The following is a 15278-nucleotide window of genomic DNA, read 5'->3' as shown; positions in this document are numbered from 1 at the left end:
CCGCAGCGCCGCAAGGCCGCGGCACCGACGTGAGGGGCGGTGGTGGCGACGGTGGGTTCACCTGTCCAGATCAACGACCCACGCGTCCCGCCCTACAAGCTGCTCACCTTCATCACGGTCGTGGTGCTCGCGGTGATCTTCACCCTGGTGTACATCCAATTCCGCGGAGGCTTCACCCCCAAGACCGAGTTGACGATGTTGGCGTCGCGGGCGGGGCTGGTGATGGATCCGGGGTCGAAGGTGACCTACAACGGGGTCGAGATCGGGCGGGTGGGTTCGATTTCGGAGACGGTGCGCGACGGCAAGCCGGCGGCGAGGTTCACCTTGGAGGTGTATCCGCGGTATCTCAAGCTGATCCCGTCGAACGTGAATGCCGATATCAAGGCGACGACGGTGTTCGGCGGCAAGTACGTGTCGCTGACGACGCCGGCCAACCCGTCGCCGCAGAAGATCACCCCGCACACGGTGATTGACGCCCGCTCGGTGACCACCGAGATCAACACCTTGTTTCAGACGATCACCTCGATCGCGGAGAAGGTGGATCCGGTCAAGCTGAATCTGACGTTGAGCGCGGCGGCGCAGTCGTTGTCGGGTCTGGGTGAGAAGTTCGGCCAGTCGGTGGTCAACGCGAATGCGTTGCTCGATGACGTGAACCCACGAATGCCGCAGGCGCGCAAGGACATTCAGGGGTTGACGGCGCTGGGCGACACCTATGCGGACGCGTCGCCGGACCTGTTCGACTTCCTCAACAATGCGGTGATCACCTCGCGGACGATCAACGCCCAGCAGAAGGATCTGGACCGGGCGCTGTTGTCGGCGGCTGGATTCGGCAACACCGGCGCCGAGCTGTTCACCAAGGGCGGGCCGTATCTGGCGCGCGGCGCCCAAGACCTGATCCCCACCGCTCAACTGCTGGACACCTACAGCCCCGAGATCTACTGCCTGATGCGCAACGAACACGACGCGCTGCCCGCCACCGGCGCGGCCGAGGGTGGTTTCAACGGCTACTCACTCAACATGAACACCGAGGCGCTCTCCGGGCTGGGCCTCATCGCGAACCCGGTGTCCGCGGTGCCCGTCATCGCCTCAATGGTGGGCGGGATCGTCGGCGTGGTCGGCGGCGCGCCCAACCCCTACATCTATCCCGAGAATCTGCCCCGGGTGAACGCCCGCGGCGGGCCGGGCGGCGCGCCGGGCTGCTGGCAGAAGATCACCCGGGACCTGTGGCCGGCGCCCGAGCTGATCATGGACACCGGCAACAGCATCGCGCCCTACAACCACCTGGACACCGGATCGCCCTATGCGCTCGAGTACGTGTGGGGCCGCCAGGTCGGCGACAACACCATCAACCCGTAGGCCGTCAGGCCTGGGAGGCCGCCTTGGGCCGGTCGGTCGGCCGCACGTCCCGCCCGGCGCCGGCCGACATGGACGCGGCCTCACCGCGGGCCAGGCCCACCGTCGCCACGATCACCACCACCGCCGTCACCGCCAGGACCACCCACTCCCAGCCGCCGGCCACCAGGGTCTCGCGCAGCACGATGATCCCGAGGATGCCGCCCACCACCGGCTTGGCCACGATGATCGTCGGCAGCGACGCGGTGAGCGCGCCGGCCCGATAGGCCGACTGGTGATAGATCATCCCGGCCACCCCGCAGAACACCAGCGCATACAACTCGAAGCTGCGCCACAACTGGCCGGGATTGTGCTCCAGGATGTCGACGACACCCTTCATCAGCACCGCGAACATCGCCAGCAACGACCCGGCCACCGCCGCCAGCAGCAGCGCCGCCACCGGCCGGTCCGCCCAGACGCGGGCGCCCAGCAAACCCAGCACCAACAGCGGCCCGATCACCGCCGCCACCACGAGCCAGGTCTGCAGCGGCGCCCGCTGCTGACCGCCGGTCGGGTCGCCGACGGCGATCAGCACCGCCAGCGCCACGGCCAGCAACAGCGCCCATGCCCACTCCCGCCCGGTGATCGGGTGATGCGTCATCCGCGCATAGATCGGCAGCGCGAACAGCAGCGCCGTCACCTGCAGCGACATCACCAGCAGCACCGAACCCCGGTCCAGGGCCGCGGCAAGCAACACATAACTGCCGATGTCGCCCAAACCGCCCAGCCACCAACGGGTGTCGCGCAGCAACATGCCGAACAACGCCAGATGGCCCACCGGTTTGTCGGTGACCTCCTGCGCCGACCGCTGCCGGACCACGTTGCCGACCGCGGACGCCAGTGCCGCGCACAGGGCAAGGACGGCGGCCAGATTCGCGTCCGACATGGCATAACCTCCTACCCCCCGCGGGGTTGCGCTCAGTACCAATTTAGTCACCGCCCCGGGCGGCCGGCGCGGCGACGGCGGCCCGGCCGCGCGCCCACGCCGCAAATCCGGGTCAGAGCGGAAACTTGGTCCCGGTCAGTTCCTCGGACAGCTCCCACAGCGCGGCGGCGGTCCCGGCCCGCTTGGCCGGCCAATTCCGCCACGTCGGCTGGGTCCGCCCGTACAGCCCGAACCGCGGGCCGACGAAAGTGTCGCCCGGCAAATCCTGCGAGACGGCGTACAACGTCTGGCGGGCACCGAAGTCCGCGTCGGTGGACACGATGCGGTCGACCGCGAGGACGGCCGCATCGCCCAGTTTGCGGCCCGAGTTCCCCTGCAGGTTGGTGTGCGACCAGCCCGGGTGAGCGGCCAGGGCGCGCAGCGACGACGGCACGGCGTCCAGACGCCGCTGTAACTCGCTGGTGAACAGCAGGTTGGCCAGCTTCGACTGGCTGTAGGCCAGCCATGCCGAGTACGGCCGCGACCGGAAATTCAGGTCCTTGAGGCTGATGTAGCCGAAGTGGTGCATCAGCGACGACACCGTCACCACCCGGTCGGTCAGCTTGGGCAGCAGCAGGTTGGTCAGCGCGAAGTGGCCGAGGTGGTTGGTGCCGATCTGGCCCTCGAAACCGTCGACGGTCACCGCGTGCTTGGTGGCCATGATGCCCGCGTTGTTGACCAGGACGTCGACCGTGTCGATGCCGTCGGCGAAGCGACGCACCGACGCCAGGTCCTGCAGGTCGAGCTCACGCACCTCGACCCGGCCGGTCGCCACGCCGGCCATCCGGTCGGCGGCGGCGCGGCCCTTGTCGGTGTTGCGCACGGCCAGGATGACGTGGCCGCCGACCCGCGCCAACTCGCGCGCGGTGACCTCACCCAACCCGGCGTTGGCACCGGTGACGATGACGGTCCGGCCGGCGAAGGAGGGCAGTTGCGCTGCGGTCCAATCGGGCATGACAGACACCCTAACTTCGCACCTGCGCAGGGCGCCGACGGGCCGACGGCCGCCCCCGCGGCGCACCGGACGCATTGCCCGCCCAGCGGTACGCGCGGGTATCGTGCCTGGGATGACCAGCGACATCCCACCGGAGCGGTCGCCGAAACGGCGGTGTTTTGTCAGGTACGCGCGGGGGATCGCCGGATGTATCTAGGCGTCATCGTCAATCCGAAAGCGCGGAGGAATCGCGGCGCGTCGCCGGCGCGCATCGCCGAGTTGCGGCGCATCGTCGGCCCGTGGGGCGAGGTGCACGAGACCGCCTCCATCGAGGAACTCCGGGACACCCTCGGCCGGATCGGCCCCCGGGTCACCCACCTGGTGGGCGACGGCGGTGACGGCGCGCTGCACTGGCTGATCAACGAGATCCAGCGCGGCGTCGCCGACCCGGACAGCTGGCCGGCGTTCGTGCCGACCAACGGCGGCAGCGTCAACGCCGTCGCGCGCAAGGCCGGGGTGCGCGGACGCCCCGAGGCGATCATCCGCGCGTTGGTGGCCGCGGCCGAATCCGATCGGCCGCCGGCCGAGGTTCGGCTGGACACCCTTCGGCTCGACGGCGCCACCGCCGACGGCGCCGCGTTCCACCGGCTCTGCTTCGGGCTGGCCGCCGGGGGCGTCGGCAACCGCTTCTACGACCGCTACTACGACGCCCCCGATCACGGCCGCCTGGCCGTCGCCCGGGTGATCGCCCGCAGCTTCGGCGACTACATCACCTCCAAGGTCGCCCCGAGCCGGGTGAGGACCCCGAACTACGCCTCGATCCTGTTCACCCCGACGCTCGCCCGGGTGGTCATCGACGGCGACGAGGTGCCGTCGCGCACCCACCGGCTGCTGCACGCCGGGGCGATCGACCTGCGCATCGGCGGTCCACTGCGGCTGTTCCCCAAGGCGGCCCAACCCGGTGCGCTGCACTTTCAGGCCGGAGACCTGCGGCCGTCGAAGATCGTGGTGCAGCTGCCGCTGGCGCTGACCAACGGCATGCTGCGCGGTGCCGAGCTGCGCGACGTCACCGGCCACGAGATGATCATCGAGGCCCTCGACGAGCCGCTGTCGCCGATCATCGACGGGGAACGCTTCCTGGGCATCGTGCAACTGGTGGCCCGCGCCGGACCGCGCATCCGCATCGCCCCGGTCGGGTCGGCCACCGTCGGCCGGGCCCGGGCCGTGGCGCCGACGTGACGAGGTTCACGGACCCGCCCGGGTCAGTAGATCAGGGGCGCCCCGGGTGGCTCACCCGTCGCCCCGCCGCGGGACCCGGAGGCGCCGGCGACCCGCCGAGTCCACGTCGGAATTTACAATTCCCCGCTTTGCGATTTCGTTATTAAGCGCCGCCTCCATGGCAATCGATTCGCGCCGGAACCGGAATATGAAATGCGGGAATTCGTAGATCAGCAGATCAGTATTCTCGGATCAGGGCGGGCCGTTCCTCCTGGTAAATCGCCACGTATGTACTGAAGTACGTATCGGCGTAGCTCAGGATCGGCGTATTCAATTCGGGCGCTTCAATTCAAGCTGTGAATGCAATGTGTAATGGCCATTAAGGCCCTCAACTGCTTTGCTCCGCACCGGCCGGCGGGACTACATTGGTTTCATATTCATGATTGCAAGTCGTACTCGGCTGAGCCCAGCCTGGAAAGGGGATAGCTCGACTATGGAGACGCTGATCGATTACCTGCACCTGTGGGAAGAGCGCAGGCCCGAGCAAACCCTCTTCCGGTTCGTCGACGTCGACGGCCGCGAACTCGAGCACTACACCTACCGCAGCTTCGCCGAGCGCACCCGCGAGCTGGCCGCCTACCTGTCCACCGAGGCCGGGCTGCGGGCGGGTGACCGTGCGCTGCTGGTCTACCCGCCGGGCCTGGAGATGGTGGCGGCCCTGTACGCCTGCGCCCGCATCGGCGTGATCGCCGTTCCGGTCAGCCCGCCGCTGCCGATGTCGTTCGAGTCCGGGCTGGCCAAGCTCGGCTTCATCGCGCGCGACTGCCAGGCCCGGGCGGTGCTGTCGACCAAGCAGTTCGAGTACGACTTCCGGATGCTGCTCGGTCAGCGCCACGGCGGGCAACCCTGGTCCGACGCCGGCCTGCCGGAGCTGCCCTGGTTCGCCACCGACGGCGCCCAGGAATTCGGCGGCGCCCCGGTGCCCGACACCCCCGGCGACGTGCTGTTCCTGCAGTACACCTCGGGCTCCACCAGCGATCCCAAGGGCGTCATCGTCAGCCACGAAAACGTCATCGCCAACGTCTCCGCCTTCACCGGCGGCAGCGAGGTGCTGGTCTCCTGGCTGCCGCAGCACCACGACATGGGCCTGATCTCGGCCTACATGTTCATCCTGCTGCAGGGCGGGACCACGCACGCCATGTCGCCGCTGGACTTTTTGGCCCGGCCGTCGGCCTGGCTGCGGCTGATCAGCGACGTGCGCGCCACCCACACGCCGGTGCCGAACTTCGCGCTCGAATACTGCCTGCGTGAGGACAAGGTGCCCGCGGCCGAGCTGGCCGGCATCGACCTGAGCAGCCTGGAATGCATCGTCGTCGGTGCGGAACCGTTGCGCGCCAACACCTTCCACCAGTTCCGTGAGCGGTTCGCCCCGTACGGCCTGCGGCCCGAGGCGCTGACGGGCGCCTACGGCATGGCCGAATCCACCCTGATCGTGTCCATCCGCGGGCGCCAGACGCTGACGGTGAACAAGCGCGGCCTGGAAAAGAACGTCGCGCGGGTGGAAAAGGCGCTGCCGGAGAACAGCAACCAGGTGCCGCTGGTCAGCTGCGGCAAGCCCCTCGACGAAACCGTGGTCCGGGTGGTCGACCCGCAGACGCGCCAGGCGCTGGGTGAGGGCCGAGTCGGCGAGGTGTGGCTGGCCGGACCGTCCAAGGGCCGCGGCTACTGGAACCGCCCGCAGCTCACCGCCGAGATGTTCGAAGCCCGCCTGGCCGGCGACGACGAGCACAGCTATCTGCGCACCGGCGACCTAGGCTTCCTCTACGAGGGCGAGCTGTTCGTCTGCGGCCGCAGCAAGGACCTGATCATCGTCCGCGGCGTCAACTGCTACCCCTCCGACATCGAGGCCGTCGTCGAGCGCTCGGCCAAGCAGGTCCGTGGCGGCTGCGTCGCCGCGCTGTCCGTCGAGCAGGACGACCAGGAGGCGCTGGTGGTGGTCGCCGAGGTGCGCGACGAGCACAACCTGCCGGACGCCCGGGCGTTGGCCCGCGCGATCCGCCGGCACTGCCACATCGATCCGCACACCATCGTGTTCGCGCCGCCGCGCAGCATCCCCAAGACCACGTCGGGCAAGATCCGCCGGGCCAGCACCCGTCAGCTGTGGCTGGACGGCGCCCTGCCCACGTTCTCCAGCTGGGTGAACCCGGCGGCCACCCGCGGCCACGACGAGACGGCCGCCGGGGCGGGCCCGCTGGAACGCTTCGCCAACCTCATCGAGAGCTACGACCTGACCGGCGACGAGGACTGCTCGTTCGCCGACCTGGGCATCGACTCGCTGGCGCTGGCCGAACTGCGCAACGACATGCAGGCCCTGCTGGCCGAGCACGGCGCGGCGGAGTTGGCCGACGAGGTCAACACGCGCCTGCTGCAGCGCCTGACGGTGGCCGAATTCTTCTCTCTGATAAGGCAATTCGGCGAGGGTTCCGGGCAGCCGCTGGACGCGTTGCGCCGGGCGCTGGATCAGATTTCCGCCGAGTACGAGGCGCACGAGGCCGCCCAGATGCGCGCCGACGCGGCGCTGCCGCTGCCCGACCCGGCGCCCGCCCGCGCGGGCACGCCCACCGACATCCTGCTGACCGGGGCGACCGGTTTCCTGGGGCCGTTCCTGCTGAGCAGCCTGTTGGCGCGGACGCCCTACACGGTGCACGCGCTGGTCCGGGCCACCGACCCCGGGCACGGGCTGGACCGCATCGTCGCCTCGCTGCGCAAGGCCCAGCTGTGGACACCGGCGCTGGAAGCCGAGGTGCGCGCCCGGGTGCGGGTGATCTGCGGTGATCTCGCCGAGCCCGCGCTGGGCATCGGGGAGCCGGCCTTCGCGCGGCTGGCGCGCGACGTCGACGCCGTCGTGCACAACGGCGCGTTGGTCAACTACGTGCGCACCTACGATGCGCTGCGGCCCACCAACGTGGAGGGCACCCGAGAGTTGTTGCGGCTGGCCATGACCGACCACGCCAAGACCTTCCACCTGGTCTCCAGCACCTTCATCTACGGCTGGAGCACCCAGCCGGTGGTGGGAGAGTGGGACGCCAACGAGAAGATGGCGGGCCTGGACTTCGGCTACTCGCAGACCAAGTGGGTGGCCGAGCAGTTGGCGCTGGCCGCGCAGCGGAAGGGACTCGACGTCCGCATCTACCGGCCGTCGCTGATCTCGCCGACCCGCAGCGGCTTCGGCAGCCAGGACGACATCCTGGTGCGGCTGACCGCCTTCATGATCGAGCACGGGCTGGCCGTCAACGCGCTCAACCAGATCAGCCTGCTGCCGGCGGATTTGATCGCCGATCACATCGTCGCGCTGATGGATCTGCCGGACGAGTCGGGCAGCGTGTTCAACATGACCGCCGACGACTACTACAACCTCACCGACGTGACGCGGATCCTGTCCGAGCGGTACGGGTACCGCTTCGACTACCACGACATCGATTCGTTCGCCGAGCAGCTCAACCGCCGCTGCACGCCGGACGACCAGATGTATCCGCTGGTCGATTTCCTCACCCGCTCGGCGGACAAGATCGCCGCGATGCGCGACAAGCGCTACGACAACACCCAGTACCGGCACCGGCGCGGGCTGGTCCCGGTGCGGCTGCGGGAGCCGGCGCTGACCGAAACGGTCGACCACCTGGTGCGGTTCTTGCGCACCGAGCGGATGATCACTGAGGTGGAGGACGAGGCGCAACGCAGCGCCTGACCGGCGCGCTACTCGGAAGGGAAGACGACGATGTTCACCGTCGACGACAAGGCAACCGGCCCGCACGACGCCGCCCTCGATCACGAGCGGATCGTCCTGCAGGCCCGCGACGTCGACTTCGACTGGTCGGCGCTGCCGTTCTACTACGTGCCGGGCGAGCCCTTCACCACGCACTTCTGCAACGTGTTGCACCTGCTGCTGCCGGCCGGTGAGGAGTTCATCGTCGAGGCGTTCAAGGACACCCTGCCGCTGATCAAGGATGATCAACTGCGGCGCGACGTGCAGGGCTTCATCAGCCAGGAGGCCATGCACTCCCAGGCGCACGCCGGGGTGCTCGGGCACTTCGCGGCCAAGGGCATCGACGTGACCCCGTTCACCGACCAAATGCGTTGGCTGTTCGGCCAACTCATCGGTGACCGGCCGCGCTGGAGCCCGCGCCGACGGCAGAGCTGGCTGCTGGAGCGGGTCTCGATGGTGGCCGCGCTCGAGCACTACACCGCGATCCTCGGCGAATGGATCCTGGACACCCCGCAACACGACGCGCTGGGCACCGATCCGGTGATGCTGGACCTGCTGCGCTGGCACGGCGCCGAGGAGGTCGAGCACAAGGCGGTCGCCTTCGACACCATGAAGCACCTGCGCGCCGGGTACTGGCGGCAGGTGCGCACCCAGCTGCTGGTCACCCCCGCGTTGCTGTGGCTGTTCGTCCGCGGCGTGCGGTTCATGTACTCGGTCGACCCGCACCTGCCGCCAGGCAGCAAACCGCGCTGGCGTGACTACTTCTCGGCGGCGCGCCGCGGTCTGGTGCCGGGACCGTTCGAGTTCCTGCGGGTGATCGGCGCGTACTACACGCCGGGCTTTCACCCGTCCCAGCTGGGCGGGGTGGGGCGCGCCGTCGACTACCTGGCCCGCTCACCGGCCGCCCGGGCCGCGCACTGACCATGACCACCGAAGTGGCCTCCACCACGGTCACCGCCACCGACGGCGTGCGACTGGCGGTGCACACCTACACCGGGATCGACCCCGCACGGCCGACCGTCCTGGCCATCCACGGCTACCCCGACAACCACCACGTGTGGGACGGGGTGGCCGCGGCGCTGCGCCGCCGGTTCAACGTGGTGGCCTACGACGTGCGCGGCGCGGGCCAATCGTCAACGCCGCCAGAGCGTTCCGGCTACCGGCTGGAGCAGCTGGTCGCCGACGTCGACGCGGTGATCGGCCGACTCGGCGTGGACAGCGTGCACCTGCTGGCCCACGACTGGGGCTCCATCCAGGGCTGGGCGGCGGTCACCGACGAGTCGGTGATGGGCAAGATCGCCTCGTTCACCTCGATCTCCGGCCCGCACCTGAACTACGCCGGCCGGTTCCTGCGCTCGGCGCGCACGCCGGGCGGCGTCCTCGACGTCGTCAAGCAGGTCCTGGCGTCGTCCTACATCTGGTTCTTTTTGGCCCCGGGTGCACCGGAGTGGGCGATCCGGTCCGGGGCGACGGTGAAAGTCTTTGAGGCAGTTGAACGTATCGGCGGCTCGGGCGCCGGCGCCCAGCGCGGGTCCGGGTACCGGTCGACCGAGGACTACCTCAACGGGCTCAACCTGTACCGGGCGAACATGCCGGGACCGATCCTGTCGCCGCCGGCGCGGCTGCCGCAGACCTCGGTTCCGGTGCAGGTGCTCGTCGCCCGCCGGGACTACTTCGTATCGCCTGCCCTGCAACGGTTCACCGGCTCCATCCCGGACGGCAGCCGGGTCGTCCCGATCGACGGCGGACATTGGGTGGTCAACTCCCATCCCGACGTCATCGCCCGGCTCACCGGCGACTGGGTCGACCTGACGACGCGGCCGGCGGGCGGCCACCACACGGGACAGACGTGAGGATGACTATGGCACAAGCGATTTGGGAAAGCATTCCGGCCGACCTGTACGGCCGCCGCAAACGCGACCGGATGTACACGGCGTTATACGGCGTGGGTGCGCTGTTCGGCGGCCTGGCGTCGGCGTCGCGGTGGACACCCGCGCGGGTGGTTCCGGTGCGCCGGACCACCACCGCGGTGGTCACCCAGCGCGAGGAGCTCGCACCCGACGTGGTCGCCTTCACGCTGGCCGACCCGCACGGCGGCCTGTTGCCGTCCTGGACGCCGGGCGCGCACATCGACGTCCGGTTGCCGTCGGGCCGGCGCCGGCAGTATTCGCTGTGCGGCCCGCCCGGACGGCGCACCGACTACCGAATCGCGGTGCGGCGCATCGAAGACGGCGGTGGCGGCTCGATCGAGATGCACGACACCTTCAGGGTGGGCGACGCCCTCGAGTTCGAGGGTCCCCGCAACGCGTTCTATCTCGTCACCGACGAGCGTGACGTGTTGTTCGTGATCGGCGGCATCGGGGTGACGCCGATCCTGCCGATGATCCAGACCGCCCAGCAGCACGGGATCAATTGGCGCGCCGTGTACGCCGGGCGCAGCCGCGACTACATGCCGCTGCTGGACGAGGTCGTGGCCGTGGCGCCCGAGCGGGTCAGCGTGTGGGCCGACGACGAGCGCGGCCGAATCCCCACCGCCGCAGACCTGCTCGCCGAGGCCGGGCCGGCGACCGCCGTGTACGTGTGCGGGCCCACCGCCATGCTGGAAGCGGTGCGCACCGCGCGCGACGAACACGCCGACGCGCCACTGCACTACGAGCGGTTCGGGCCGCCGCCGGTGGTCGACGGCGTCCCGTTCGAGCTGGAGCTGGCCCGCTCGCGGCGGGTGCTCACGGTGCCGGGGAACCGCTCGGCGCTGGACGTCATGCTCGACCGCGATCCGGCCACCCCGTATTCCTGCCAGCAGGGATTCTGCGGCACCTGCAAGGTGAAGGTGCTTGCCGGGCAAGTGGATCGGCGCGGGCGCACCGTCGAGGGCGACGACGAAATGCTGGTCTGCGTCTCCCGGGCGAAAAACGACCGCCTGGTCATCGACGCCTGATCTATCCGCCCGCGCCCCGGTGTTGCGCCGCCGGTTCTGCGCGCGGCGTGCAGAATGAGCGGGTGCAGGGATTCGGCTTCCACACCCTGGCGCTGCTGACCGCCGTCGGTTTCGCCGGTCCGTTGTTGGCTTCGGCGAAGCGATTTCGCATACCGGTGGTCATCGGTGAGCTGATCGCGGGCCTGGCGATCGGCCGGACCGGCTTCGGTGTCGTCGACGTCGCCGACCCGACGTTCCAGCTGTTGGCGAACATCGGCTTCGCGTTGGTGATGTTCGTGGTGGGCACCCATGTTCCGCTGCGCGCCCGGCTGATGCGCTCGGCGTTGCCGGCGGCGCTGGCCCGCGCTGCGCTGGCGGGCGGCATCGCGGCGGTGCTGGGTGTCGCGCTGGCGGTGCAGTTCGACACCGGGCACGCGGCGCTGTACGCGGTGCTGATGGCGTCCTCGTCGGCGGCGCTGGCGCTGCCGGTGATCGATTCGCTGCGGCTGCGCGGACCGCGGGTGCTGTCGGTGACCACGCAGATCGCCATCGCCGATGCCGCCTGTATCGTGTTGCTGCCGTTGGTGATTGACATCCGACGGGCGCCGACGGCGGCGCTGGGCGCGCTGGCGGTGGCGGGTTGCGCGGCGGCGCTGTTCGTGTTGCTGCGCGCGGCCGACCGCAAGGGCTGGCGCAGACGTCTGCACGCCTACTCCGAGCAGCACCGGTTCGCGCTGGAATTGCGGACCAGCCTGCTGGTGCTGTTCGCGCTGGCGGCGCTGGCGGTGGCCACCCGGGTGTCGATCATGTTGGCGGGCTTCGCGGTGGGCCTGGTGGTCGGCGCGGTCGGCGAGCCGCACCGGTTGGCCCGTCAGCTCTTCGGCATCACCGAAGGGTTTTTCAGCCCGCTGTTCTTCGTGTGGCTGGGCGCCTCGCTGCAGGTGCGGGAGCTGGGGGCGCACCCGCAGCTGATCCTGCTGGGCGCCGGCCTGGGATGCGGTGCGGTGCTGGCACATTGCGCCGGCAGGCTGCTCGGCCAGCCGCTCACCCTGGCGGTGCTCTCGGCCGCGCAGCTCGGGGTGCCGGTGGCGGCGGCCACCATCGGCACCCAGCAGCACCTGCTGGCCCCGGGTGAAGCCTCGGCGCTGATGTTCGGTGCGCTGCTGACCATCGCCGCCGCATCGATCGCGGCCGGGCTCGCGGCGCGCCGCCAGGGTGCTCCCGAACCGGGCGAGCCCGCCGAGTAACCGCGGGCGCCACCGATTCTGTTCGAGCGCAGCCGGTCTCGATGGCCTACATCGGCCCGGGGAGCTCTCCCAAACTGGAAAGCTCGGCATGGACGGGTTCGATGGCGGCCCGGTACTGCTCCTCGCTGAGGGTTTTTGTGTAGTAGCGGTTCATGCGGAGCTGGTGTTGCTGGTCCCGCAGTTGCCGGATGCGGTCGAGCCTGGCGCTGTCGGCCTCGGAAAGTTTGAGTTGTTCGATGCCGATGTGGCCGGCCATGACCTGCTCGATCGGCGAGAGCCGGTAACCGCAATGGGCGAGCAGCTCGAGATAGGCCTTGCGGTACGGTCCTTCGCCGACGCGCCACGTGTCGCGCTCGGTTCCCCATTCGAACGCGGCCAGCACCATCGCCAGGATCACGACGTTGGGCCGGACGTCCGCGTGGGCCCGGGCCGCGAAGTCCTCCGGAGGGGACTCGTTGACGCCCAACAACTTTGCGGCCAGAGCCATGCTGGCCGGGCAGTGCAGCTCGGTCAGGTAGTGAAAGTTGCGTGCGATGAAGACATCGATCCACGGCGGGGGAGCGGCCAGCAGGGTGCGCCGAACCCAGTCCCGGCGCGTGCCGGCGACGGCGGCGGCGCGCCGGTCCAGCTCACGCAACATCACCCAATCCCGCTTGGCGTCGGCGGCCGCCTCGGATTCCAGTTTGTCCGGTCGGCAGCCGGTGAAAGTGGCGCCCCCCGTGATCTCGTCGAGCGGCAAAGGCCGGGCCCGGTCGAAGGTGAGGTACGACGCAAAGACGTCCAGCTCGGGTAGTCCAGTGCGTCGGGCCAACTCACCCAGCGTTGTTTTGCCGGCCGACAACCGACAGATTTGGTCCTGCTGTTTGAGGTCGTCGCGGGTGTAGATGAGGCCGATCTCCTGCCGCTCATCGCGACGAGTCCCGAGGTACACGCGCCAGCCGGCCGGTCCGGCGATTCCCGGCAAGAAGTGCGAGGAAATCTCGACCAGTAGGTCGTCGACGGTGGCCGATTCGGGGAAGACCCAGAATTCGCGGTGCGACTCGACATCGTCGCCCATGGCGACCGAGCTGCGGTCCACGGACACCTTGACCGTGTCAGTCATATCTGAGCCCTCACTGCCGTTGGACCTACAAAAGTATCGAAACCGCGCCGCGTTCCGGGATCAATTGCGTGGCCGCTGCGTCATGCTTAGGCGATGCCGAAGAAATCGCTACTGGCGCAAGCGCGGCCGGAATCCGGGTCGGGGGAGTACGTGCTGGGGACGTGGCGGGCCGCCGCGCTGAGCATGGCGGTGATCGCGCCCGCGGCGTGGTACGGGCTGGGCGCGCTGCTCGGCGCGGCGGTGATGATTCCGGTGATCTACGCGCTGGCGCGGTTGCGTCGCCATGCGCCGCAGGCGCGCAGTACCGCCGAGTTGATCGGTGCCATGCTGGGCCGGAAAGCGGGGACGGCCGCGGGCATCGTTCAGTTGCTCGCCTACCTGGTGCTGGCCGCGCAATTCGCGGCCACGCTCGGATTGCAGCTGCTGCAGCTGCTTTCGCCCGGCGACGATCCCGCCGCGATCGTGTCGTGGCTGCCGGTCGGCGCCGCGGCCGCGGCGCTCGTCGTCGGCGCCGCCGCCTGTTGGGCGTCGACCCGCGCCGTGGCGTCACTGGCGATGCCGCTCGTGCTCGCGGGCCTGCTCCTCTACGTCTGCCTCGCGGTGGCGGTGACCGCCCTCGTCACGCTCAGCACCGATCCCGTCGTCATCGGGTCGGCGGCAACGCCGCGCCCGCTGTCCGGCCAGCTCGTCGGCTTCGGCCTGGGGATGGTCGGCGTCGAACTGCTCACGGTCCGCACCCCGCGCATCGCCAGGCCGGGACGGTCCATGTCGCTGGCCACCGCGGTGGTGGCAGCGGCGGCGGTCGTGTTGTGGGTGGGCGATCACCGCGGTGTGGCGGGGCCGTGGCGATGGAGCGCCACGATGCTGGCCGAGGCGGTGCCCGAGTTCTACACCGACGAGGGCCGGCGGTGGATGGCGGCGGCCGGCATCGCGTTGGCCGTGGCCGCCGCGCTGGTCACCGGATGGGCCGCGACGCGCGCCGCCGCGGGCCTGGCGGCCATGCGAGGGGCGACACCGAACGCGGGTCTGCGACTGGCGGTGATGGGGCTCGTCGCGATGGTTGCCGTCGTGGTATCGGCGCACGGCATGCGCTCGATCGGAATGGTCATCCTGGGCGCGGCACCCCTACTCCTGATGGCGCTGTACGTGCTTGTCGCAGAGGCTAATTCGCGGATCCCCGGCGACAGCGTGGTGGCCTGGTGGGTGCGGCTGGTGATGCCCGCGGTGGCGGTGGTGGCGGTGGTCAAACCGCTGGTGGACTCCCAGTTCGCCCCGGTCCAGGTGGCGACGGCGGCCGCCGCGGCGATCGGGGTAGGCGCCGCGGGCGCGGCGCCCCTGCTGGCGCGGCACCGCGAAGGCACCGCGAAATCTGAGTAGTCTTACGGATCCCCGCGGGCGGTGCGCTGCCGCAGGCTTATCGGCATGACCGTTCCCCACACCATGCCGAAAACCACCGCCGCCTTCTTCGTTCAGGCCGCCGTCGCGTTCGCGATCAGCTTCGTGGCCACGCTCGGCGGGATCTACTTCCTCCCGCTCGACCCGTGGCCCCGGTTGTTCCTCGGCGTCACGTTCCTGTTCCTGGTGTCGAGCGCGTTCACCCTGGCCAAGGTGATCCGTGACCAGCAGGAGGCCGCCACCGTGCGGGTACGACTCGACGAGGCCCGCATCGAACGGCTGCTCGCCGATTACGACCCGCTCAACACCGCGAACTGAGTAGTACCACTGCGCCGTAACGCGTAGAACCGCGCAGGTCCGCGCCCGCGCCATCGGCGACGCTTCC

The 15278-nt window shown here is 69.7% G+C and carries 12 protein-coding genes; 9 read left to right on the top strand and 3 right to left on the bottom strand.

The window, feature by feature from the left end:
• The first annotated feature begins 51 nt into the window (after positions 1-51).
• A complete protein-coding gene (locus NF20_RS15790; RefSeq protein WP_033717359.1) occupies positions 52-1356 on the top strand; it encodes an MCE family protein in 1305 nt (434 codons plus the stop codon).
• 4 nt (positions 1357-1360) lie between these two features.
• Here the strand turns inward: NF20_RS15790 and NF20_RS15785 are convergent, their stop codons facing one another.
• Both NF20_RS15785 and NF20_RS15780 read right to left on the bottom strand, forming a co-directional pair.
• On the bottom strand, positions 1361-2278 hold the full coding sequence (locus NF20_RS15785) for a DMT family transporter (RefSeq protein WP_003874645.1): 918 nt from the start codon (positions 2276-2278) through the stop codon (positions 1361-1363).
• Between the two features lie 112 nt (positions 2279-2390).
• Positions 2391-3272 carry an oxidoreductase gene (locus NF20_RS15780; RefSeq protein WP_003874647.1) on the bottom strand — a complete coding sequence of 294 codons (882 nt, stop codon included), beginning with the start codon at positions 3270-3272 and terminating at the stop codon, positions 2391-2393.
• Positions 3273-3458: 186 nt separating this feature from the next.
• Here NF20_RS15780 and NF20_RS15775 point away from each other — a divergent pair, with 186 nt between their 5' ends.
• The 6 genes from NF20_RS15775 to NF20_RS15750 all read left to right on the top strand — a co-directional run bounded on the left by NF20_RS15775 (position 3459) and on the right by NF20_RS15750 (position 12396).
• Complete coding sequence (locus tag NF20_RS15775) at positions 3459-4490, top strand: diacylglycerol kinase family protein (RefSeq protein WP_033711399.1); 1032 nt, start codon at positions 3459-3461, stop codon at positions 4488-4490.
• A 472-nt stretch (positions 4491-4962) separates the two neighbouring features.
• On the top strand, positions 4963-8214 hold the full coding sequence (locus NF20_RS15770; RefSeq protein WP_033711400.1) for a thioester reductase domain-containing protein: 3252 nt from the start codon (positions 4963-4965) through the stop codon (positions 8212-8214).
• Positions 8215-8244: 30 nt separating this feature from the next.
• Entirely contained in the window at positions 8245-9153 is a 909-nt protein-coding gene (locus NF20_RS15765) for a metal-dependent hydrolase (protein ID WP_033711401.1), read from the top strand.
• A 2-nt stretch (positions 9154-9155) separates the two neighbouring features.
• Complete coding sequence (locus NF20_RS15760) at positions 9156-10085, top strand: alpha/beta fold hydrolase (protein ID WP_033711402.1); 930 nt, start codon at positions 9156-9158, stop codon at positions 10083-10085.
• Between the two features lie 2 nt (positions 10086-10087).
• On the top strand, positions 10088-11170 hold the full coding sequence (locus NF20_RS15755; protein ID WP_011725889.1) for a PDR/VanB family oxidoreductase: 1083 nt from the start codon (positions 10088-10090) through the stop codon (positions 11168-11170).
• Positions 11171-11217: 47 nt separating this feature from the next.
• Positions 11218-12396, top strand: a complete 1179-nt coding sequence (locus tag NF20_RS15750; RefSeq protein ID WP_033711403.1) for a cation:proton antiporter — start codon at positions 11218-11220, stop codon at positions 12394-12396.
• 46 nt (positions 12397-12442) lie between these two features.
• On the opposite strand, the gene NF20_RS15745 is transcribed toward NF20_RS15750, so the two are convergent.
• Positions 12443-13498 carry a hypothetical protein gene (locus tag NF20_RS15745; RefSeq protein ID WP_033711404.1) on the bottom strand — a complete coding sequence of 352 codons (1056 nt, stop codon included), beginning with the start codon at positions 13496-13498 and terminating at the stop codon, positions 12443-12445.
• 93 nt (positions 13499-13591) lie between these two features.
• Between NF20_RS15745 and NF20_RS15740 the strand changes: the two genes are divergently transcribed.
• Positions 13592-14875, top strand: coding sequence for a hypothetical protein (locus NF20_RS15740; protein WP_033711405.1), 1284 nt, complete (start codon positions 13592-13594; stop codon positions 14873-14875).
• Positions 14876-14920: 45 nt separating this feature from the next.
• A complete protein-coding gene (locus NF20_RS15735) occupies positions 14921-15211 on the top strand; it encodes a YiaA/YiaB family inner membrane protein (protein WP_031343675.1) in 291 nt (96 codons plus the stop codon).
• The last annotated feature ends 67 nt before the right edge of the window (positions 15212-15278 follow it).

Source organism: Mycobacterium sp. MAC_080597_8934, from assembly GCF_000523975.1.
Classification (GTDB): domain Bacteria; phylum Actinomycetota; class Actinomycetes; order Mycobacteriales; family Mycobacteriaceae; genus Mycobacterium; species Mycobacterium avium.
This window is presented reverse-complemented; position numbering and strand designations above follow the sequence as displayed.

Excerpts from the sequence above, each read along its gene's own strand:
- NF20_RS15785 (WP_003874645.1), bottom strand. The coding sequence starts at position 2,278 with ATGTCGGACGCGAATCTGGCCGCCGTCCTTGCCCTGTGCGCGGCACTG.
- NF20_RS15745 (WP_033711404.1), bottom strand. The coding sequence starts at position 13,498 with ATGACTGACACGGTCAAGGTGTCCGTGGACCGCAGCTCGGTCGCCATG.
- NF20_RS15770 (WP_033711400.1), top strand. The coding sequence starts at position 4,963 with ATGGAGACGCTGATCGATTACCTGCACCTGTGGGAAGAGCGCAGGCCC.
- NF20_RS15765 (WP_033711401.1), top strand. The coding sequence starts at position 8,245 with ATGTTCACCGTCGACGACAAGGCAACCGGCCCGCACGACGCCGCCCTC.
- NF20_RS15740 (WP_033711405.1), top strand. The coding sequence starts at position 13,592 with ATGCCGAAGAAATCGCTACTGGCGCAAGCGCGGCCGGAATCCGGGTCG.
- NF20_RS15780 (WP_003874647.1), bottom strand. The coding sequence starts at position 3,272 with ATGCCCGATTGGACCGCAGCGCAACTGCCCTCCTTCGCCGGCCGGACC.
- NF20_RS15735 (WP_031343675.1), top strand. The coding sequence starts at position 14,921 with ATGACCGTTCCCCACACCATGCCGAAAACCACCGCCGCCTTCTTCGTT.
- NF20_RS15775 (WP_033711399.1), top strand. The coding sequence starts at position 3,459 with ATGTATCTAGGCGTCATCGTCAATCCGAAAGCGCGGAGGAATCGCGGC.
- NF20_RS15755 (WP_011725889.1), top strand. The coding sequence starts at position 10,088 with ATGACTATGGCACAAGCGATTTGGGAAAGCATTCCGGCCGACCTGTAC.
- NF20_RS15760 (WP_033711402.1), top strand. The coding sequence starts at position 9,156 with ATGACCACCGAAGTGGCCTCCACCACGGTCACCGCCACCGACGGCGTG.